This window comes from Clostridium perfringens (genome assembly GCF_016027375.1).
Lineage (GTDB): Bacteria > Bacillota > Clostridia > Clostridiales > Clostridiaceae > Sarcina > Sarcina perfringens.
The window spans coordinates 1,120,537-1,143,884 of the sequence record NZ_CP065681.1; the positions used below are offsets into that span (position 1 = coordinate 1,120,537).

Here is a 23,348-nt window from a genome sequence, read left to right on the forward strand (position 1 = left end):
TTATTTAATTAATGGGAGTTATTAAGGAGGAAAAAAATTTGAGTGAAATAATATTGAAATATCAAAATTCTTTTAAATCAGTTATAAATGACCTTCAAAAGAATGAGGATGTTATTGGAGTGACGGCATTTGGGAGTATAATAAATGGAGATATATGGGAAGGGTCAGATATAGATTTATTTGTTATTGTAAATGGAGACTTTAAAGGGGTAAAGGATGTTTATGGTGAGGAACTAGGCGTATCTTTACATTTAAAAATAGTATCTAAAAAGTTTCTAGTTAATTTCTGTCAAGAAGAAATAACAGGAAGCACAATACATAGAAAATTTATATCTTCAAAATTAATTTTTTGTAAGGACCAAGAAATATCAGATAAATTTACTTCAATAAAATATTATACAGATGCTCATAGTGAAAAGTGGAATCTTGTTTATTTAAGTGAGCTTTTACAAGATATGAATTTATATAAAAAATGTATTCATAATGAACATTTCTACGCTGCCTTTGAGGCTCTTATGTATTCAGTGGATAGTTTTAGTAGGCTGTATTTAAACTTTAATGGATATTTAATAACAAAAAGCTCTACTGGTATGCTTATGAAATTAGATGAAAACTTTGAGAAAATGGTTAATGGAATATTCAAAGCAGCAAATAAACAGGCTTTAGAATATGTACATTTTTATATTGAAAGCTTCTTAGAGAGAAATATTAGAGGAATAATAAGAGCTTTAGTTGATTTTATGAAAAAACAAAAGGATTATTTAAGCTCAGAAGAAATAAAAAAATCAGAAGAATTCCAAGGCTTTAAAATAGATTTTGAGGAATTATTAGGATATCTTTATAAGAAAAATATAGTTAAGAAAAGTGGAAGAGAGAAATTCTCACCCTGTGGACAAAAGCTTACAACAGAAAAAGTATATTTAATAAAAGATAATGTTTAAATAAGGTGTAAGAGATGAATAAATTTAGTGTGGTTTTTAAAGAGGGTTTATGTAAATACTTAATAATATACGATAATATTAAAAGTTTAATTGAAAATGGGAAAATATCAGAAGGAGAAAAGTTACCAACTATAAGAGAACTAGCAGACTTTTTAGAAGTTAATAAGGTAACTGTTATTAATGCTTATAAAAAGCTTGTACAAGAAGGATATGCATATCAAGCTCAAGGAAGTGGAACTTATGCTAAAAATAAGGATGTAGGAAAAAGTTTTAAGCATGATTATAATGATTTATTTAGAAAAATAGCCTCTGGAGATTTGAAGAATTGGATAGACTTTACTGGAGAAACTACTAGTGCAAACTTCTTCCAAGTAGAAAAACTTAAGAAAGTTTTAGATAATGTATTAGTTAGAGATGGTGTAGAGGCATTAATGTATAGTGACCCTTTAGGATATTTAGAATTAAGAAGAAGTATAAATGAAGAGTTCTGGAATGGAAAAAATAATTTAGATAATATACTTATAATTTCTGGAGCACAACAAGGTATTGATATTGTAGGTAAGTCCTTAGTAAATATAAATGATAATATTGTAATAGAAAGGCCAACTTATGGAGGAGCACTTTTAGTATTTAAGCTTAGAAGAGCAAATATATTAGAAATTCCAATGGAGAAGGATGGTCCTAATATTGAAAAGTTTGAAAATTTATTAAAGAGAAATAAAATAAAGTGTTTTTATACTATGAGCTATTTTCAGAACCCTACAGGTATAAGTTGTTCTTTAGAAAAAAAGAAAAGAATAATAGAGCTAGCACATAAATATGATTTTTACATACTAGAAGATGATTATCTTTCAGAATTAGTTTATTCTAATGATTTAGAGTATATACCATATAGGAGTTTAGATTCTGAGAGAGTTATATATATAAAAAGTTTCTCTAAAATATTTCTACCAGGTATAAGAATGGGATATTTAATAGCACCAGATAAATTTAAAGAGGAATTTCAAGCTTTAAAATTTAACACTGATATAGCTACCTCAAGTTTAATGCAAAGAGCTCTTCAGGATTACATTGTAAAGGGATATTGGAAAGAGCATATAGAAAGATTAAATGAGGAATATTCAAAGAGATATAATTTTATAAAAGAACTTATAGATAATAAATTAGGAGATATGGTTTCTTATAGAGAGCCTAAGGGCGGACTTAATTTATTCTTAAATATAAATAAGAACATAGGCATAACTTCTAAAAAGTTATTTTATGAACTGAAAGATAGACAAACTATAATTACTCCAGGAAGCATATTTTTTAAAAATCCTAATGATGGAGATAAAAGCTTTAGAATTGGATTTTCCCAAATAGATTATAGTAAGATAGAAAAAGGAATAGATAATATATACGATGTATTAAAAGGTAGGTAGATATTATGAATTATATAACGGTAAAAAAAGCAGCTGATGATAGATTTGAGGAGAAAAAATCAGTTTTTATAGGCTATGTTAAAAGAGTTACAACAGAGGAAGAGGCTAAAGAGTTTGTAGCAGAAATAAATAATAAACATAAGGATGCAAGACATAATTGCTATGCCTATGTTATAGGACAAAATATGGGAATACAAAGATATAGTGATAATGGTGAGCCACAGGGGACAGCAGGTATTCCAATATTAGAGGTAATAAAAAAACAAGGAATAACAGATTGTGCCGTAGTGGTAACTAGATACTTTGGAGGGATATTATTAGGTACAGGGGGACTTACTAGAGCCTATACTAAAGGGGCAGCCATAGCTATAAGTGCAGCAGGTGTTGTAGAAAAAGTAGAAGGAGCAATGCTTTGTACAGAAATAGATTATGATCTTTATGGAAAGATTCAATATATATGCGGTCAAAATAATTGGCACATAGAGGATACAGAGTTTACCAATAATGTTAAGATATATATATTAGCAGAAAAAACTATGATAGATGAAATAGAAAAAAGCTTTACAGAAGTAACAAATGGAAAAGCTATAATGAGTACTGATTTAGAAGGAGTATATTTTAAAGAAGGAAATAGACTTTATGAAAGTTTTGATGAGTAAGCTTTAACTACAGAAAAGAGCCAAGTTGAAGAGAAAAAATCTCTATGATATAATATTTAGGTGTTATTTCAAGATATTTAAAGAAATTTAAACTATAGTTCACATATATGTTAGGAGGAATAAGGATGTCAGGACATTCAAAGTGGCATAATATACAAGCTAAAAAAGGTAAAATGGATGCCAAAAGAGGAAAAATATTCACTAAGATAGGAAAAGAGATAGCTGTTGCAGTTAAAGAAGGTGGAGCAAACTTAGATGGTAACTCAAGATTAAAGGATGCTGTAGCAAAAGCTAAGGCTGCAAACATGCCAAATGATAACATTCAAAGAGCTATAAAGAAAGCTGCTGGAGAAGGAGATTCAGTAAACTATGAATCAATAGTTTATGAAGGATACGGACCATCAGGAGTAGCTGTAATGGTTGAAGTATTAACAGATAATAAAAATAGATCAGCTGGTAACGTAAGAAGTGCTTTCACTAAAGGTGGCGGAAACATGGGTACATCAGGATGTGTTGGTTTCATGTTCCAAAAGAAAGGTGAAATAGTAATAGAAAAAGCTGAGTTAGATGAAGATGAAATAATGATGATGGCTTTAGATGCTGGAGCAGAAGATTTTGCATCAGAGGAAGAAGTATTCATAGTTACAACTTCACCAGAAGATTTTGGTACAGTAAGAGAAGCTTTAGAAGCTGAAGGATTAGAATTCTTAGAAGCAGCAGTTAAAATGATACCAGATACCGAAACTGCTATAAACGAAGACGATGCTAAGAAGTTCCAAAAAATGCTTGACTTACTTGAAGATGACGACGATGTTCAAGAAGTGTATCACAATGCTGAATTCCCTGAAGGATGGGATGAATAATACGTTTTAAGCATTTTAGAAAATCAAAAAAATAATAGATAATGACATACAAAAGTAAGAGAACACACTTTTAATGTTAATATAAAATAATAATTTTATATATACATTGAAAGTGTGTTTTTTGTATTTTCAAATTTTATTTAAAGTTAATAAAAGTTTAGTTTTACGGTATATTATTAGGTTTATAGATTAGGGTGTATTTTATTAAATTTACTTATATAGATAATACTAGTTATAGTTTTTGTTTAATAAAATAGTATAGTAGATTTAAATATTGGTTTGTAATTTATGATTTTATATTATTAGTTATAAGTTAACATTTTACTAAAAAAATATTTAATATTTTTAACTTGAAAAAATTTTTAATTATTATATAATTTAATCAATAATAATTATTAATTAGAAATAAATATTATGGAGGAAAATATGTTAGATCAAAAGACAATAGATATAATAAAAAGTACAGTACCAGTTTTAAAATCCAATGGATTAGAAATAACAAAAACTTTCTATAAAAATATGTTTGAACAAAACCCTGAAGTAAAACCTTTGTTCAATATGAATAAACAAGAATCTGAAGAGCAACCAAAAGCTTTATCAATGGCAATATTAGCAGTTGCTCAAAATATAGATAACTTAGAAGCTATAAAACCTGTAGTTAATAGAATAGGAGTTATACACTGTAATGCAAAAGTTCAACCAGAACATTATCCAATAGTAGGTAAACACTTATTAGGAGCAATAAAAGAAGTTTTAGGTGATGGTGCAACTGAAGATATTATCAATGCGTGGGCTAAAACATATGGAGTTATAGCTGAAGTATTTATAAATAATGAAAAAGAGATGTATGCTTCAAGATAGAATAATATATAAGATGAGCTGTTAAATCAGCTCATCTTTTTATTTTATTTTTAATGAAGTAAAAAATAAATTTTAATATAGTTATTTCTTAGTTTCTCTTAGTGAGGTTGAAAATGCAGTCATAAGCATTATTAAAAAAAGCAATATAAATAATAATTCCATGGGACCTCCTTAAGCATAAATAAAATAGATTTAAATATAATAAAAAGTTTAAATTATTTATTACTATAGAAAAATAAATCTTATTATATCTAAAAATATATAAATAATAAGGTTTACATCTTATAATAATATCTTATCATACATAATATGGAAAAACATTAATTCTTTGAAAAAATTTCTTTAAACTTAAGAGATTTAAGAAGTTTATGATAAAGAGAAAATATATATAAGGTTTAATAAAAGTTAACAATTTATAAAAATAAGTAGTATAATTAAAAAAAGGATTTGGGTTATATTAGGAGATGATGTTTTATGAGAAGCTTAAATGGAAATTTAATAAGAATCTCTGGAGAATTGTTGAAAATAACATTAAATAAAGAAGTTACTGGAACTTTATATTACTCTGAGAAACTTAATGGAGAGTTAAAGTTTATTAAACATATAGAAAAAGAAAATGAATTTGAATTTAAGGATCCAGAGCCTAAGAATAGAACTTTTTATTTTATAAAATGTGAAAATGAAGAGTTGATTTTAGCAGAGAGACTTGTACCGCTTAAAAGATTTTGCAATTTTAGAGATTTAGGTGGATATGAAACAAAAGATGGAAGAAAGGTTAAATGGGGATTATTCTATCGCTCAGAAGCTTTAAATAAATTAAAAGGAGAAGATTTAGAATATTTTAAAACCCTAGGAATTAAATATATTTTTGACTATAGATCCTTAGAAGAAGTTAAATTAAGCCCAGATAGAAATGTTGAGGGAACAAAAAATATAAATATATCTGCAATGAGAAATTTAGATAATCAAAATCTAAATATGGAATCCTATTTAAAAGGAATTTTATCAAAGGATAGCAATCAAGAACTTCCTGAAAAGATACTTATGGATGGATATAGTGAGATGCCATTAAATAATTTAGCTTTTAAGGAGCTTATAAAGATAATAGAAAATCCTAAAAACCTAGCTGTATTACAGCATTGTACATCAGGAAAAGATAGAACAGGTTTAGGATCAGCCTTAATATTATTGCTTTTAGGTGTGCCAGAGCAAAAGGTAATAGAAGATTATATGTTAAGTAATGAATATAGAAAAGGGGAGAATCATAGAATACTTCAAATTTATGAAAAGCATGTATCAAATGAAACCATAAAGGAATTAATAGAGGGGATTTTAGGAGTAAAAAAGAAATTTATAGAACTTAGTTTAAATAAGATAAAAGATACTTATGGTAGCTATGAAACATATTTTTTTAAAGAATACGGATTAACTAAGGAAAAAATAGAGTTTTTAAGAAATGAATATTTATATTAGTTAAATAAATTTAAGAAATCTTACAACCTTTATTTAATATAATGTGAAATAATATTTAGATTAATTTTAAAGAAAATAGGATTTGTTATGATGGAGTTTAAAAAATCTTTCATAATAAATCCTATTTTATTATTTATATACTTTTTTTGAATTTTTATAACAAAATATTGAAAAAATATTAATATATGTTACAATTAGTATGTATAAAATTAACTTTTATAACAAATAAAATTCAAGGGGGATAATTTATGTTAAAGAAGTTTAGTAACAAAAAAATTACTGCTTTAATGGTTGTATTAGCAATGGTCTTTAGCTTTATACTACCAATACCAGTTAAAGCTGCTGAAATTTCTGAAACAAAAAATTCAAATGTAACAGAAAAGACAGATAAAAAAACTGTCAATATTCAAATACTTGCCACTTCTGATTTGCATGGTAAGTTTATGGATTATGATTATGCACAGGGAGAGGAATCTGTTGGTGGATTAAATCAAATAGCTACTGTGGTTAAAGAAGCTAAAAAGGAAAATCCTAATACTCTAGTGCTAGATAATGGTGATACTATTCAAGGAAATTACAATCACCTATTTATGAATAAAGAAAATCCTATGATACTTGCTATGAACACAATAGGATATGATGTTTTTTCATTAGGAAATCATGAATTTAATTTTGGAATGGACAAACTTCATAATATTATTGGTCAAGCAAATCCAAATCTTCATGTCTTATGTGGAAACCTTTACAGAAATGGAGAGAGAGTTTTTAATCCTTATACAATTAAAGATGTAGATGGAATAAAGGTTGCAATAATAGGAGTAGTTACTCCACATATAATGCAATGGGATTCTCAAAACTTAAAAGGTTATGAAGCTAAGAATCCGACAGAAGAAGTAAAGAAAATAATAGGAGAAATAAAGGCAAATGGAGGCGCTGATGTCTATGTAGTAACTTCTCATGCAAGTTTAAATGGAGAATATGGTGATGGAGATAGTGCTGCTGGAATAGCTGAAGCAAATCCAGAAGTAAGTGTAGTAGTTGCTGGACATAGTCATGATACAGTTAAATCAGAATTAAGAGGAAACGCTATAATTAGTGAACCTGCAAGTAGAGCAAAATATGTTTCTAAATTCAATTTAACTGTTGAAAAAGATGAAAGTGGAATAAAAGTTCTTGATAAGAATGCAGATCTTATAAGCCTTAAAGGGGTACAAGGAGATCCTGAATTAACTGAGAAACTTAAGCCTTTCCATGAAGCTGCTATAAATGATGCAACAGCTAAGATTGGAGAATTAAAAGGTGGAGATTTAGCAAAACCTGATGAAGTAAAAGGTATTCCACAATCAATAGTTGAAGACCAAGGGGTTACTGATTTTATAAATGAAGTACAATTATATAATAGTAAAAAGTTTTTACAAACTAAAGGAATAGATTCAAATAATGTGTACATGGTTTCATCAGCAGCTTTATTTAGTCCTAAGGCTAATCTTAAAGAAGGTCCTATAAGCAAGGCTGATGTTTCAAATATATATAAATTTGATAATAAATTATATGTTATAAAAACTAATGGAAAACAATTAAAGAAATACATGGAAGAAAACTCTAAGTTCTTTAATAAATATAAAGATGGAGATTTAACTATATCTTTTGATGAAAATGTAAGAATGTATAAGTATGATATGTTTGAAGGCGTTAATTACGAAATAAATATAGCTAAAGATCCAGGTGAAAGAATAGAAAACTTAAAATTCTCTAAAGATGGTAAACCAGTTGAAGATTCAGATGTAGTGTACCTATCAGTAAATGATTATAGATATAATTCAGGGTTAGCTGCAGGAATAATGGATCCAGGTGAACATGAAAAAATATATGATACAGTAAATGATGATATATCAGCGATAAGAGATTTAATAAGTGATTATATAATTAATGTTAAACATGGAGTAATAAATAGAAATGTAGATGGAAACTGGAAAATAACAGGTAACAATTGGAATCCAGAACAAAGAGCTTTAGCAGTTAAACTTATTAATGAAGGAAAAATAAATCTACCAACTTCATCAAATGGAAGAACTCCAAATGTTAAATCTGTTACTTGGGATGAAGTATCAAAATTTGCAGAGGCTTTACCAGAAGAAAAGAAAGAAGTTGAAATTCCTATTTTAACATTCAATGATTTTCATGGTTCTTTAAAAGAATCAGGAGGAAATCCTGGAGCTGCTAAATTTGTTGGGGAATTAAAGAAAGTAAAAGAAAAAAATCCTAACACAATAGTAGTAAGTGGTGGAGATATGTATCAAGGAAGTGCATTATCTAACCTTTTAAAAGGAAAGCCAGTTAGTGATATGAATAAAGCTTTAGGTGTTCAATTTTCATCTGTAGGAAATCATGAATTTGACTGGGGTTATGATTTAATTCCAGGATGGGCTAAAGATGGTGGATTTGAATTCTTAGCTTCTAATATATATGAAAAAGCTACAGGAGAACCTGTAAAATGGGCTAAACCTTATGGAGTTGTTGAAAAAGGTGGAAAGAAAATAGGATTTATAGGCCTTGCAACACCTGAAACAGCATATAAAACAAATCCTGATAATGTAAAAGATTTAGAATTTAGAGACCCTAACACTGAAGCAGAAAAATGGGTTAAACATTTAAGAGAAGTTGAAAAAGTTGATGCAGTAATTGCTTTAACACACATTGGAAGTCAACAAGATAGAAAAACTGGAGAAATAACAGGTGAAGTAGTTAATCTTACAAAGGTTCCAGGCTTAGATGCAATTGTATCAGCTCATAGTCATATGCCTGTTAAAGGAACTGTTAACGGAGTTCCAATAGTACAAGCTTATAAAAATGGACGTGCTATTGGCCTTATAGATTTAAAATTTGATAAAGATGGAAAATTATCTGTTGAAGCTCAACGTATGGATATTTCTAAAAATATTAAAGATTTACCTGTAGATAAAGAAATGGAAGAAACATTAGGAAAATATGAAAAAGAATTATCACCTATCTTAGATGTTAAGGTGGCTGATTTAAGTGAGGATCTTCCACACAATAGAGATGCAGGGGTAAGCCCAATGGGAGCAACTGTTACAGAAACTATGAGAAAAATAGTAGATGCAGATATAGCTATAAACAATGGTGGTGGAGTAAGAGCTCCATTAAAGAAAGGTGTAATAACAGTAGGAGACATGTACACTATACTTCCTTTTGATAATACTATAGTAACAATGGATATGAAAGGTTCAGATATTATTAAAGTATTAGAACATGGAATTGCTCCTAAAGATTTTGGATGGGGCCAACATGCTGGTCTTAAATTCTGGTATAATCCAGATGCTGAACCTGGAAATAGAATAACTTCTGTAAGATTATTAGATGGAAGTAAGCTAGATCCAAATAAATATTATAAATTAGCGACTAATGATTTTATGGCAGCTGGTGGAGATGGATATGATTTCTCAGCAGCTAAGAATATTAAAGACACTAACAAAGTTTTAAGAGAAGGCATAAGTGATTATTGGAAAAACCATGGTATAAATCCTATAACTAACTTAGCAACTCTTATTGAACCTGGAGAAGATAAGGGAGAAGTTGTTAAACCAGTAGAACCAGAAAATCCATCTGTAGATTCAAACAAACCAGTTGAACAAGAAAAACCATCTATAGATACAAACAAACCAATGGATCCAACTATAGATGATATTAATACAGATAAGCCTGAAATATCTAATCCAGATAATAATTCAAATAATGAAGAAAATAAAAAGGATGATTTAATTAAATTACCTAACACAGGAAATCCTTTTGGAGCTGAAGTTTTTGCAGCAATGGGAGTTTTAGCTACTATAGGCGGTAGCATAATTTTAAAAAAGAAACATAATGATGCAGCTTAATTTAAAATGACTAAAAAAGCAGTAAAGAAATTTTCTTTACTGCTTTTATTATTTAAGAAGATTAATTGATTATTAAATTTATTTAAGCATAGAATTTACTAGGAATTAAAAAATAAAAAAGTTAATTAAAGTTAACGAATATTTAACAATAAAAGATTGAAAAATATTCGTCAAATAATGTACAATACATATGTATAAAATTTACTTTTATAACAATGGTAAACTAAATGAGGGGGAAAAATATGCTTAAAAAAGTAAGGGATAAGAAATTTACAGCATTAGCAGTTGCTACTTCAATGATCTTTGGAATTGCAACACCGTTAACTACTGTAAAGGCTACTGAAAATTTAGCACCGGAAAACCTAGAGAAAAAAGGAGAAGAAGCTAGTTTAGAAAAAGAAGGAGATGTAACTATTCAGATTTTAGGTACATCAGATCTTCATGGTAGATTTATGAATTATGAGTATGCTCGTAATCAAAAATCTGATGGTGGATTAAATCAAATATCTACATTAGTTAATGAAGCTAGAAAGGAAAATCCTAATACAATAGTGGTTGATAATGGAGATACTATACAAGGAAATTTCAATCACTTATTTAAAAATGGTCCTAATCCTATGGTTATGGGAATGAATGCTATAGGGTATGATGTTTTCTCTTTAGGAAATCATGAATTTAACTATGGAATGGACAACCTTAATGATGTTGTAAGTCAGGCTAATGATAATTTAGATGTATTATGTGCAAATCTTTATAAAGATGGTAAGAGAGTTTATGAAGGATATACAACTAGGGAAATAGAAGGCGTTGAAGTTGCTCTAATTGGAGTTGTAAGTCCTCATATAATGAAATGGGATTCAGAAAATTTAAAAGGATATGAGGCTAAAAATCCTGCAGAAGAAGTTGGATTTGTAATAGATGAAATAGAAAATAGACCTGAGGGTGGCGCTGATGTTTATGCAGTAGTTTCACATGTGGGATTAGAAAGTGAATATGGTAATGGAGATAGTGCTAGAGCCATAGCTGAAATGAACCCAGAGGTATCTGCCATAGTTGCAGGACATAGTCATACTAATGTACCAGAAGAAAAAATAAACAATGCAGTTATAAGCCAACCTACAAGTAATGGTCAAATGGTTTCTAAAATAGAATTAACTGTTAGAAAAAATGGAGAAAAAGTAGAAGTTGTAGATAAAAAGTCTAAATTATTAAGCACAAAGGGTGTAGCAGAGGATCAAAAAATAAATGATTTACTTGCTGATTTTCATAACACAGCAATTGCTGATGCAACAGCACCTGTTGGCGAAATGGTTGGAGGAGATCTTGCTGATAAAAATGAAATAAAAGAAATTCCACAATCATTAGTTGAAGATCAAGGTATAACTGACTTTATAAATGAAGTTCAATTATATAATAGTAGAAAGCATTTAGAATCAAAGAATATAAATCCAGATGAGGTTTATATGGTTTCTGGAGCAGCTTTATTTAGTGCTTCATCAAACTTATATGAAGGAAATATAAGCAAAGCAGATATTTCAAATATTTATAGATATGATAATAAATTATATACTATAAAAACAAATGGAAAGCAACTTAAAAAGTATATGGAAAAAAATGCTGAGTATTATAATACTTATAAAGATGGGGATTTAACAGTATCTTTCAATGAAGATGTTAGAATGTATTTATATGATATGTTCGATGGAGTAAGTTATGAAATAAATATATCTAAAGAGCCAGGTCAAAGAATTGAAAACTTAAAGTTTGAAAAAGATGGTAAGCCAGTTGAAGACTCAGATGTAATTTACTTAACAGTAAATGATTATAGATATAATTCTGGATTAGCTGCTGGAATAATGGATCAAGGTGAGCATGAGAAAATATATGATACAAATAATGATCAAATATCAGATATGAGAGATTTAATAGTTGATTATATTCAAAATGTAAAAGGTGGAAAAATCACTAAAAACGATGATAATAACTGGAAGATAACAGGTAATGATTGGGATTCAGAACAAAGAGAATTAGCTGTTAAACTTATAAATGAAGGTAAAATAAAAATACCTGTATCAGAAGATGGAAGAACTCCAAATGTAAAAGCTGTAACTTGGAATGATGTTTTAGAAGCTTTAGGAACTAAGGAAGTTGAAATACCAATAGTTACTTTCAACGATTTCCATGGATCTTTAGCAGAATCTAAGAGTGATGTTGGAGCAGCTAAGTTAGTTGGAGAAATAAAGAGAGTAAAAGAAGAAAATCCAAATACTGTAGTTGTTACAGGTGGAGATATATATCAAGGAAGTGCTATGTCAAATCTTTTAAAAGGTGAGCCAGTTACTGCTATGCTTAAGGAAATGGGCTTAGAATTTTCAGCAGTTGGTAACCATGAGTTTGACTGGGGATATGAATATATACCAGATTGGGCTAAAGCTGGAGAATTTGATTTCTTAGCATCAAATATATATGAAAAAGAAACTGGAGAACCAGTTGAATGGGCTAAGCCTTATGGCGTTGTTGAAAGAGAAGGAAAGAAAGTTGGATTTATAGGACTTGCTACTCCTGAAACTGCATACAAGACAAAACCAGATAACGTTGCTCATTTAGAATTTAAAGATCCTGTAGAAGCAACTAAGACTTGGGTAGATTATTTAGAAAATGAAGAAAATGTAGATGCCGTTGTTGTTTTAAGCCATTTAGGAAGTGAACAAAATAGAGAGACTGGAGAAATAACTGGTGAGATTGTTGAAGTTGCGGAAGTACCAGGAGTTGATGCTATAATATCAGCTCATAGTCATCAAAAAGTTGAAGGAAAAGTTAATGGAGTACCAGTTATACAAGCGTATAAAAATGGTAGAAATTTAGGATATGTTAACTTAAAATTTGACTATAATGATGAATTGGTAGTTACAACTAAACTTGACGATATTTCTAAGAGAAAAGATACTCTTCCAGTTGATAAGAATATGGAAGATATATTAGCAAAATTTGAAGCTGATTTAGCTCCTATAATGAATGAAAAAGTTGCTGATTTATCAGTAGATTTACCACATGATAGAGATACTGGAGTAAGTCCTATGGGGGCTACTGTAGCTGAAACTATGAGAAGAATAGTTGATGCTGATATAGCAATAACTAATGGTGGAGGAGTAAGAGCCCCATTAATGGCTGGAACAGTTACTGTTGGAGATATGTACACAATACTTCCATTTGATAATACTTTAGTTACAATGGAAATGAAAGGTTCAGATATAATAAAAGTTTTAGAGCATGGAATAGAACCAGATAACTTTGGATGGGGACAACATGCTGGTGTTAAACTTTGGTACACTCCAGGGGCTGAAAGAGGAGAAAAGATAACTTCTGTTAGATTAGCTGATGGAACTAAATTAGAAAATGACAAGTATTATACAGTAGTTACTAATGATTTCATGGCTGTAGGTGGAGATTCTTATGATTTCTCAGCTGCTAAAAATGTAGTGGATACAAACTTAGTTATAAGAGATGAAATGGCAAATTATTGGAAAGAAAATGGAATAGATCCTATAACTGATTTAGCTACTTTATTAGAAGCTGGTGAAGATACAACTGTTGATTCAGAAAAACCTGAAAATCCAGGTAACCCAGAAACACCAGAAAATCCTGATAATGGTGAAAACTTACCTAACACAGGTATGCCATTTGGAACTGGAGCAGTGGCTGCTATGGGTACAGTATTAACAATTGGTGGACTAGCTGTATTAAGAAAGAAAAAGAATAATGCTGCATAATAATTAATTATTTTGGGAGTGAATTTTAATCACTCCCTTTTTATTTTATGATATACTTTAACCTAATTTTGATCTTAGATATAAAAATAGAGATTTTTTTAGTTTAACCATGAATATTTTTATTTGATTTTTTTAGATAAGATAGTAAGAATTTAATTACTATAGGAAGGTTATTGAACAAAAGCTAGGGAGATTTAGATAGAATATTAATATTAAAAGTGTTTGAAAATAAAAAAACATAAAATGTGTGTATAAAAAGAGAAAATATGTTAATAATCACCAATGAGGTGATGATATGAATTTTAATAATATAAAAAATAATGATAAAATCAAAAACTTAATATTTATTCTTTTAGGCATATTTATATTTGCAAGCAGTTATATGATAACTTACTTTTATAATAGTAGAAAAATTCAACAAACTAATATGAAGGTTACAGAGAAAAAAGGTGAACTTCTTTTAGCTGAGAATATGGATGTAATATTTACAAGAAGAACTTTAGATGACCATGTTGTAGTTGATTATAAAACTACTATTGGAGAAATGGTTAAAAATGATGAAATCAAGGGAGAAAATATGGATGAGTTAATTTCTGCTGTAGAAAAAGATGGGTATGAATTAGTTTCATCAACTTCAGGAGAAATAATTTTCTTAAATGATATGGGAATATTAGAAGCTGGTAAATATTATATAGGCGAAAAAGATGGATACATAGCAATGTTTAAGGCTGGTGAAGATGGAAGACCATTTATTGAAAAACCAGAAGATGTTAGCACAAAGAAGATAGAAGATTTGCCAGAGGTTGATAGAAGTAAAATAAGTAATTTTGAAAAGAAATATGATACAAGAGAAGAGTGTGAAGAAAATATAACAAATTATATAAGTTAAAAATGTAAGTAGATTTATCATTTGAAAAAATATATATAATCAATAGCTATGTCTTAGTAAGATGTGGCTTTTTTTATTACTTAAATGAAAGTATGACCTAGGAAAATAGAGAGTTTAGAGTGTTTTTAATGAATAGTAAATTTTGTGTAATTCATTGATAATATTCCCTCTTCATGTTAAAGTATTATATAGATTTAAAGAACTTATTATACATAGGAGCATTAAATATGTACGAATATATAAGAGGCCAATTTCAAGGGATAAGTAAGGATTATGTTGTAATAGAATTAAATAATATAGGATATAAAATTTTCACATCTGGAAATACAATGTCTAATATGCCAAAAGTGGGAGATGAAGTTCTTCTATATCTAGAGCAGATCGTTAGAGAAGATTTCATAGGTCTATATGGATTTACAACAAGAGAAGAATTAGAAATGTTTAAGCTTTTATTATCCATAAATGGAGTAGGAGCAAAAGCTGCTTTATCACTTTTATCCATTAGTACTGTTAATAATTTAAAGTACGCAATAATGATGGGAGATGAAAAGCATATAACAAGAGCACCTGGAATAGGAAAGAAAACGGCTCAAAGAATTATTCTAGAGCTTAAGGATAAGTTAAAACCAGATGAACTTACTTCTGAAGAGGGACAATTAATAGAAGGAATTAATGATAATTCTGATTATAGTTTCAATATAAATGAAACATTAAGTGCCTTAATGGCATTAGGATATACAGAGAAGGAAGCTCAAAAAGCTTTAGAAAAAGTTGATAAGACATTATCTATAGAAAATATGATAAAGGAGTCTTTAAAACTTTTAATGCGTTAGGAGGTGTAATTAAATGAGTGAAAGATTAGTTACCTCTAATGAGATTGGAATAGATTCAACTAATGAATACAGTTTGAGACCAGAGAAAATAAATGAATATATAGGTCAAGATAAAGTTAAAGAAAGACTAAACATATTCATAAAAGCTGCTCAAAGAAGAGAGGAAGCCTTAGATCATGTAATTTTATATGGGCCACCAGGTCTTGGAAAGACAACATTAGCTAATATAATAGCAAATGAAATGGGTGGAAATCTTAAAATAACATCAGGGCCTGCTATTGAAAGAGCAGGAGATTTAGCAGCAATATTAACAACCTTAAACACTAATGATGTTTTATTTATTGATGAGATACATAGATTAAATAGAAGTGTAGAGGAAATACTATATCCTGCCATGGAGGATTATGTTTTAGATATAATTATTGGTAAAGGGGCTGCTAGTAAATCCATAAGACTCGATTTACCTAAATTTACTCTAATAGGTGCCACAACTAGAATTGGTATGCTTAGTTCACCTTTAAGAGATAGATTTGGGGTTTTATGTTCTATGGAATATTATACTGATGAACAATTAAAGGAAATAATAATTAGAAGTGCTGAAATTTTAGGATGCCATATAACTGAAGAAGGGGCCTTTGAAATTGCTAAAAGGTCAAGGGGTACTCCTAGAATAGCAAATAGACTTTTAAAGAGAGTAAGAGATTTTGCAGAAGTTTTATATGATAATGAAATTACAGAAGAGGCTGCAAAAAAATCCTTAGAGATTTTAGAAGTTGATGGAGAAGGCTTTGATAGAATTGATAATAAAATTCTAGAAGCCATAATAGATAACTTCAATGGAGGGCCAGTAGGGATAGAAACCTTAGCTTACTTCGTTGGAGAGGAATTAGATACTATAGAAGATGTTTATGAGCCATATCTTCTACAAAAAGGGTTTATAGTTAGAACTCCAAGGGGAAGAATGGCAACAGATAAAGCATATAAACACTTAGGAAGAGTTAGATTTAATGAATCTAAGATAGATTCTAAACAGTGTACGTTATTTGAAAAATAAAATAGAGAAGGTGTAATTAAAATGAAAGTAAGTGATTTTTATTTTGAGCTACCAGAGGAACTTATAGCTCAATATCCACTTGAAAAGAGAGATTCTTCAAGATTAATGGTTTTAGATAAAAAAACTGGAGAGATTGAACATAGAAAATTCCATGATATATTAGAGTATTTAAATGAAGGAGATACTTTAGTTTTAAATAATACTAGAGTATTACCTGCTAGACTTATAGGAGAAAAAGAAGAAACTGGTGGTAAAATAGAATTTCTTCTTTTAAAGAGAATAGAAGGAGATAAGTGGGAGTGTTTAGCTAAACCAGGAAGAAAAGCTAAAGTAGGTACAGTTTTCACTTTTGGAGAAGGTAAACTTAAAGCCATAGTTAGAGAAATTGGTGAAGAAGGAAACAGAATAATAGAGTTTAAGTATGATGGTATATTTGAACAAGTTTTAGATGAATTAGGACAAATGCCACTTCCACCTTATATACATGAAAAATTAGAAGACAAAGAAAGATATCAAACAGTTTATTCTAAAGAAAAGGGATCAGCAGCAGCACCAACAGCTGGATTACATTTTACTGAGGAATTATTAAAAGAAATTAAAGATAAAGGTGTTAATATAGCATATTTAACTTTACATGTAGGACTTGGTACATTTAGACCAGTAAAGGTTGATGATGTAAATAATCATGTTATGCATTCAGAATATTATCATTTAGATAAAGAAAATGCAGAGCTTATAAATAAAACTAAGGAAGCTGGAAAGAGAGTAATTGCTGTAGGAACAACATCTTCAAGAACTTTAGAAACTATTGGAGATGAAAATGGAAGAGTTAGAGAACAAAGTGGATGGACAGATATATTCATATATCCAGGATATAAGTTTAAAATAGTTGATAATTTAATTACAAACTTCCATTTACCTGAATCAACTTTAATAATGCTTGTTTCAGCTTTAGCTGGTCAAGATAACATAATGAATGCTTATAACACTGCAGTAAAAGAAAAATACAGATTCTTCTCATTTGGAGATTCAATGTTTATAAAATAAAAAGCAAAGGAAGGACTTTTTTCATGACTAAAAAAAGATATACTCTTTTAAAAAAAGACGGAAAAGCTAGAAGGGGTGAGTTTGTAACTCCTCACGGTACAATTCAAACTCCTGTTTTTATGAATGTAGGAACTTTAGCAGCTATAAAAGGTGCTGTTTCTTCAATGGATTTAAAAGAAATAGGATGTCAAGTAGAGCTTTCTAATACATACCATTTACATTTAAGACCAGGAGATAAGATTGTAAAGCAAATGGGAGGCTTACATAACTTTATGAATTGGGATAGACCAATCTTAACAGATTCAGGTGGATTCCAAGTTTTCTCATTAGCAGGAATGAGAAAGATAAAAGAAGAGGGAGTTTATTTTAACTCACACATAGATGGTAGAAAAATATTCATGGGACCAGAAGAAAGTATGCAAATACAAAGTAATTTAGGTTCAACAATAGCTATGGCTTTTGATGAATGTATTCCAAATCCATCAACTAGAGAATATGTAGAAAAGTCAGTTGCAAGAACAACAAGATGGCTTGAAAGATGTAAAAAAGAAATGGATAGATTAAATTCATTAGATGACACTGTTAATAAAGAGCAAATGCTTTTTGGTATTAACCAAGGTGGAGTTTATGAAGATATAAGAATAGAACATGCTAAAACTATAAGAGAAATGGATTTAGATGGATATGCTATTGGAGGATTAGCGGTTGGAGAAACTCATGAAGAAATGTATAGAGTTATAGATGCTGTAGTTCCTCACTTGCCAGAGGATAAACCAATATATTTAATGGGGGTTGGTCTTCCATCAAATATATTAGAAGCAGTAGAAAGAGGAGTAGACTTCTTTGATTGTGTTTTACCTGCTAGAAATGGAAGACATGGTCATGTTTTCACTAAAGAAGGTAAAATAAACTTAATGAATGCTAAGTTTGAATTAGATGCTAGACCAATAGATGAAGGATGTCAATGTCCTGCATGTAAAAATTACACAAGAGCATATATAAGACACTTATTTAAGGCTAAAGAAATGTTAGCTATGAGATTATGTGTTCTTCACAATCTATACTTCTATAATAAGCTTATGGAGGATATAAGAGATGCTATAGATGGCGGATACTTTGCAGAATTCAAAGCTAAAAAATTAGAAGAGTGGAATGGAAGAGCTTAATAATATAAAATTTACATAATAAGAAGGGAGTGGCTAGTATGAATTTTCAACAAATAGCAACAATGGTATTACCTTTTATTTTAATGTTTGGTGTATTTTATTTCTTACTTATCTTACCAGAAAAGAAAAGAAAGAAAAAATATGATGCTATGATAGATGAGCTAAAAGTAAATGATAAGATCATAACTAGAGGCGGAATCATAGGTAGAATAGTAAAATTAAAAGATGATAGCGTTATAATAGAGACTACTCAAGATAGAACAAAGATCGAGTTTTCAAAACAAGGCATAAGTTCAAAGATTGATTAGTATAATTTAAAGAAATAGTTGTTTTAATGTATTTTATGCATTAAAATAACTATTTTTTCATTTTAGGTATTGAATTTTATATTATAATGTGAAAGAATAAGGGTGGTAAATCAAATTAGCTTTTTAAAAAGAACTTTAAAATTAAACCTTAACATGGTATAATATTAAAGATAGTTTTGATTGGAGGAAGAGTAAATGAAGCGTATAAAAACAGTAAACAAGTCAAGCTTAAAAAAGAGCTTATGTAAACCAGCAGATTGCAGAGAGTGTGCTAACTCATGCCAATCAGCTTGTAAAACATCAGCTACAGTAGCAAACTTAGCTTGTGAAAATTAATTATAAAAATTCTTAAGTGGCAGTAACTTTTAAAGTTGCTGCCATAGTTCTTAGTTAGGAGGAAATATTGTGGCATTAATTCATAAATTTATGCAAGGTGGAGAGTATTACGTAGTAGACGTAAACTCAGGAAGTGTTCATATTGTTGATGACCTTATTTACAATATGATAGATAATGATAACAAATTAAGTAGTAAGGAATCTTTAATTGAAAAGTTAAAAGATAAATATCCAGTTGAGGAAATTAAAGAGGCTTATGAAGATTTACTTCAATTAGTAGAAGAAGACGCTTTATACTCAGGAGATTTATATGAAGAGGTTGCTAAAGAAAGTGACAAGGCACCTTCATACATAAAAGCTCTATGCTTAAATGTTGTACATGACTGTAATTTAAGATGTAAATATTGTTTCGCTGACGAGGGAGAATACAAAGGATGTAGAAAACCAATGAGTGCTGAAGTTGGTAAAAAAGCTATTGATTTTGTATTAGCAAATTCAGGTGGAATAAAGAATATAGAAGTTGATTTATTTGGTGGGGAACCACTAATGGTATTTGATACTATAAAAGAAATAATAGATTATGGTAAGAAAAGAGGACAAGAAGTAGGCAAAAATGTAAGATTTACTATGACTACTAATGCAACTCTTTTAAATGATGAAAGAATCGATTATATAGATAAAAACATCGGAAATATAATTCTTTCAATAGATGGAAGAAAAGAAGTTAACGATGCTGTTAGAATAAGAGTTGATGGTTCAGGAAGTTATGATAGAATACTTCCAAACATAAAGAAAATGGTTGAAAAGAGAGATCCAAGTAAACAATATTATGCTAGAGGAACATTTACAAGAAATAATACTGACTTCTTCCAAGATGTAATGGCTCTTGCTAATGAAGGATTTACTGAGATTTCAATAGAGCCAGTTGTTCTTCCAGATGAACATGAATTATCTTTAAGAAGAGAAGATTTACCAAATATATTTGGAGAGTATGATAAATTATACAATGAAATGGTGAGAAGATTAGAAGAGGGAGATAACATATTCAAATTCTATCACTTTAACATTGATTTAAATGGTGGTCCTTGTGTTTATAAGAGAATAGCAGGATGTGGAGCAGGTCATGAGTATATTGCTGTAACTCCAGATGGGGAAATATATCCATGTCACCAATTCGTTGGAAATACTGATTTCTTACTAGGAAATATCTATGATGGAGAAATCAGAAAAGATCTTTCAACAGAATTTAAACAAGCTCACATATATAATAAACCAAAATGTAAAGAATGTTGGGCTAGATTCTACTGTAGTGGTGGATGTCAAGCTAATAACTTTAACTTTAATGGCGATATTCATGTTCCTTATGAAGTTGGATGTGAAATGCAAAAGAAAAGAATTGAGTGTGCTATTGCATTAAAGTCAAAGACTATGGACGCTGAATAAAAATATAATATTAATAATTGTTGCCATATATTGACTATATGGCAACATATTAATATAATTTAGTTTATCAGAGAAAATTTTACAGAGGGGGATAACCATGAAATCAAAATTAGGTAGCTTCATATTATTTTTTATCTCCATAGCAGTGATAAGTTTTTTAGCTCTAGCAGGGTTCAAAGGATTTACATTAGGGGACTATCAATTTAAAACGTTTAATGAGGTTATAACTAAAGGATTGGATTTACAAGGTGGAGTTTCTGTTCTTATGGAAATCCAAAGTAATGACGTAACAGTAGATCAATTAAACACAACAAAGGAACTTCTATCTTTAAGGGTTAATAAGGTTGGAGTTTCAGAAACTGTAGTAACAACAGAGGGAAATAATAGAATAAGAATTGATATTCCAGGACAATACGATTCAGGAACTATAGTGGATTCTCTTCAAAAAACAGGGGAGTTAACATTTGTAGGGCCTGAGGATGATGTTATTTTAACAGGTAAAGATGTTGAAAAGTCAAGTGTATATATAGACCCTCAAACAGGTAAGCCAGTTATAAAATTAGAGCTTAACGAAGAAGGTAAGCAAAAGTTTGCTGAGGCAACAAAAAAATATAAAGGCCAAAAAATAGCTATAAAAATGGATAATGAAACATTAACAGATCCAGTAGTAAATGACATAATTTCTAATGGTGAAGCTATTATTTCAGGAAATAGATCAATGGAAGAAGCTGAAAAGGTATCTGGAATAATAAATGCTGGTGCATTACCAGTTCCAGTTAAGGCAGTTTCAGTTGAGACTGTAGGTGCTCAATTAGGTGCAAATGCTCTTCCAAATGCTCTGAAAGCAGGAGCAATAGGTGTAGCTATAATATTCTTATTTATGATACTATACTATAGAGTTCCAGGATTCATTGCATGTATGTCACTAAGTGTTTATATATTATTAGTGCTTTATATATTTGCATTAGTAGGAGTAACTCTTACTTTACCAGGTATAGCAGCTTTCTTATTAACAGTAGGTATGGCAGTAGATGCTAACGTACTTATATTTGAAAGAATCAAAGAAGAACTTGGAAATGGTAGAAGTATAACATCAGCTATGAAAATAGGTTTTAGCAATGCTTTAAGATCAATAATGGATTCTAATATAACAACCCTTATTGCTGGTTTAGTATTATACTTCTTTGGATCAGGACCAGTTAAAGGATTTGCTTTAACATTATTAATAGGTATTGTAATAAGTATGTTTACCGCTATAATAATGACAAGATTCTTTATGAATTTAGGATTCAACATGGGAATATTAAATAAGCCTTCAATGTTTGGTCGTATAAAAGGAGGTAGACATAATGCTTAAAATTGTAGAGAAGAAGAAAATATGGTTTACTATATCAATTCTTATAATTGTTATAGGTTTTGGATTTATGTTTACTAAAGGTATGAACTTTGGAATCGACTTTAGAGGGGGTACTCAGGTTGTAATAAACATGGGTACAGATTTTAATAAAACCGATGTTGATAAAATTGTAGATGAATATTCAAAGGATGCCGTTACAAATCAAGTTAATGGTACTGAAATTCAAATAAAAGCAAAAGAGTTAAATAGTTCTCAAGTTAATGATATCTTTAAGGCTCTTAAAGAAAAATATGATTTAAAAGATGATGCCTTAGTATCACAAAATGAGATTGGGGCTTCAGTAGGAAGAGATTTAACAACAAATGCCATAGTAGCTCTTGTGATAGCCGTAATAGGTATGCTTATATACGTAGTTATAAGATTTGAATTCTCTTTTGGTATTGCAGCTATAATAGCTCTATTACATGATGTATTAATAACTATAAGTGTTTATGCTGTATTTGGAATAACAATAAATACTCCATTTATAGCGGCTATACTTACAATAGTAGGTTATTCTATAAATGATACAATAGTTATATTTGATAGAATAAGAGAAAATAGAAAAAAACTTAGAGGAAAATCTGTAGAAGAGATTGCAGACATGAGTATAACTCAAACAATGTCAAGATCTATAAATACAACACTTACAACTTTAATCACTATAGTTTGTGTTTATATATTTGTTCCTACAGTTAGAGATTTTGCTTTCCCATTAATAGTTGGTATAGCATCAGGAGCTTGTTCTTCAATATTTATAGCAAGTCCAATTTGGTGTATTTTAGCTAACAGACAAAAAAATAAAAAGGCAAGAAATAAGTAATAGTATATAAATGCTAAAAGTTTTATAACTTTTAGCATTTTTTTTATTTTAATTAGAATTTTTATTGTTTTTTAAGAAAAATAGGAGAAAAGTAATAAAAATGACTAATGAATACGTATTTATTTGAAAAGTATTTGTCAAAAAGGTAATTTTAAATTATAATATACTT

Annotated in this window: 18 protein-coding genes; all 18 read left to right on the forward strand. The window is 29.3% G+C overall.

Annotated features, from left to right (window positions below; translation table 11 throughout):
• Positions 1 to 38 precede the first annotated feature (38 nt).
• The 18 genes from I6G60_RS05555 (at position 39) to secF (ending at position 23,179) form a co-directional block, all read left to right on the forward strand.
• Positions 39 to 941 carry a nucleotidyltransferase domain-containing protein gene (locus I6G60_RS05555; RefSeq protein ID WP_011591009.1) on the forward strand — a complete coding sequence of 301 codons (903 nt, stop codon included), beginning with the start codon at positions 39 to 41 and terminating at the stop codon, positions 939 to 941.
• A 14-nt stretch (positions 942 to 955) separates the two neighbouring features.
• Complete coding sequence (gene pdxR, locus I6G60_RS05560) at positions 956 to 2,362, forward strand: MocR-like pyridoxine biosynthesis transcription factor PdxR (RefSeq protein WP_003454993.1); 1,407 nt, start codon at positions 956 to 958, stop codon at positions 2,360 to 2,362.
• A 5-nt stretch (positions 2,363 to 2,367) separates the two neighbouring features.
• Complete coding sequence (locus tag I6G60_RS05565; protein ID WP_003454954.1) at positions 2,368 to 3,021, forward strand: YigZ family protein; 654 nt, start codon at positions 2,368 to 2,370, stop codon at positions 3,019 to 3,021.
• 125 nt (positions 3,022 to 3,146) lie between these two features.
• Complete coding sequence (locus I6G60_RS05570; RefSeq protein ID WP_003451771.1) at positions 3,147 to 3,884, forward strand: YebC/PmpR family DNA-binding transcriptional regulator; 738 nt, start codon at positions 3,147 to 3,149, stop codon at positions 3,882 to 3,884.
• Between the two features lie 426 nt (positions 3,885 to 4,310).
• Positions 4,311 to 4,745, forward strand: a complete 435-nt coding sequence (locus tag I6G60_RS05575; RefSeq protein ID WP_003454969.1) for a globin domain-containing protein — start codon at positions 4,311 to 4,313, stop codon at positions 4,743 to 4,745.
• 474 nt (positions 4,746 to 5,219) lie between these two features.
• A complete protein-coding gene (locus I6G60_RS05580) occupies positions 5,220 to 6,218 on the forward strand; it encodes a tyrosine-protein phosphatase (protein WP_003455155.1) in 999 nt (332 codons plus the stop codon).
• Positions 6,219 to 6,466: 248 nt separating this feature from the next.
• The gene (locus tag I6G60_RS05585) at positions 6,467 to 10,114 is read left to right on the forward strand and encodes a multifunctional 2',3'-cyclic-nucleotide 2'-phosphodiesterase/3'-nucleotidase/5'-nucleotidase (RefSeq protein ID WP_003455028.1); all 3,648 of its coding nucleotides are present in this window, start codon (positions 6,467 to 6,469) and stop codon (positions 10,112 to 10,114) included.
• Between the two features lie 242 nt (positions 10,115 to 10,356).
• A complete protein-coding gene (locus I6G60_RS05590) occupies positions 10,357 to 13,884 on the forward strand; it encodes a multifunctional 2',3'-cyclic-nucleotide 2'-phosphodiesterase/3'-nucleotidase/5'-nucleotidase (protein ID WP_197925657.1) in 3,528 nt (1,175 codons plus the stop codon).
• A gap of 295 nt (positions 13,885 to 14,179) precedes the next feature.
• Positions 14,180 to 14,773 (forward strand): hypothetical protein, encoded by a 594-nt coding sequence (locus I6G60_RS05595; RefSeq protein WP_003454811.1) that lies wholly within the window; start codon positions 14,180 to 14,182, stop codon positions 14,771 to 14,773.
• Between the two features lie 227 nt (positions 14,774 to 15,000).
• Complete coding sequence (ruvA, locus tag I6G60_RS05600; RefSeq protein ID WP_003451248.1) at positions 15,001 to 15,606, forward strand: Holliday junction branch migration protein RuvA; 606 nt, start codon at positions 15,001 to 15,003, stop codon at positions 15,604 to 15,606.
• A gap of 13 nt (positions 15,607 to 15,619) precedes the next feature.
• Positions 15,620 to 16,660: a Holliday junction branch migration DNA helicase RuvB gene (ruvB, locus tag I6G60_RS05605; protein ID WP_003451099.1), complete on the forward strand. Its 1,041-nt coding sequence runs from the start codon at positions 15,620 to 15,622 to the stop codon at positions 16,658 to 16,660.
• A 21-nt stretch (positions 16,661 to 16,681) separates the two neighbouring features.
• A complete protein-coding gene (gene queA, locus I6G60_RS05610) occupies positions 16,682 to 17,707 on the forward strand; it encodes a tRNA preQ1(34) S-adenosylmethionine ribosyltransferase-isomerase QueA (RefSeq protein ID WP_003461896.1) in 1,026 nt (341 codons plus the stop codon).
• A 23-nt stretch (positions 17,708 to 17,730) separates the two neighbouring features.
• Positions 17,731 to 18,873 (forward strand): tRNA guanosine(34) transglycosylase Tgt, encoded by a 1,143-nt coding sequence (tgt, locus tag I6G60_RS05615; RefSeq protein WP_003451459.1) that lies wholly within the window; start codon positions 17,731 to 17,733, stop codon positions 18,871 to 18,873.
• A 38-nt stretch (positions 18,874 to 18,911) separates the two neighbouring features.
• A complete protein-coding gene (yajC, locus tag I6G60_RS05620; RefSeq protein WP_003451165.1) occupies positions 18,912 to 19,181 on the forward strand; it encodes a preprotein translocase subunit YajC in 270 nt (89 codons plus the stop codon).
• 195 nt (positions 19,182 to 19,376) lie between these two features.
• Complete coding sequence (scfA, locus tag I6G60_RS05625) at positions 19,377 to 19,517, forward strand: six-cysteine ranthipeptide SCIFF (RefSeq protein ID WP_003451489.1); 141 nt, start codon at positions 19,377 to 19,379, stop codon at positions 19,515 to 19,517.
• 69 nt (positions 19,518 to 19,586) lie between these two features.
• On the forward strand, positions 19,587 to 20,960 hold the full coding sequence (gene scfB, locus I6G60_RS05630; protein ID WP_011591005.1) for a thioether cross-link-forming SCIFF peptide maturase: 1,374 nt from the start codon (positions 19,587 to 19,589) through the stop codon (positions 20,958 to 20,960).
• Positions 20,961 to 21,057: 97 nt separating this feature from the next.
• Positions 21,058 to 22,317, forward strand: a complete 1,260-nt coding sequence (gene secD / locus I6G60_RS05635) for a protein translocase subunit SecD (protein WP_003451081.1) — start codon at positions 21,058 to 21,060, stop codon at positions 22,315 to 22,317.
• The gene (secF, locus tag I6G60_RS05640) at positions 22,310 to 23,179 is read left to right on the forward strand and encodes a protein translocase subunit SecF (protein WP_011591004.1); all 870 of its coding nucleotides are present in this window, start codon (positions 22,310 to 22,312) and stop codon (positions 23,177 to 23,179) included. Before secD ends, secF begins: the two co-directional genes overlap by 8 nt.
• The last annotated feature ends 169 nt before the right edge of the window (positions 23,180 to 23,348 follow it).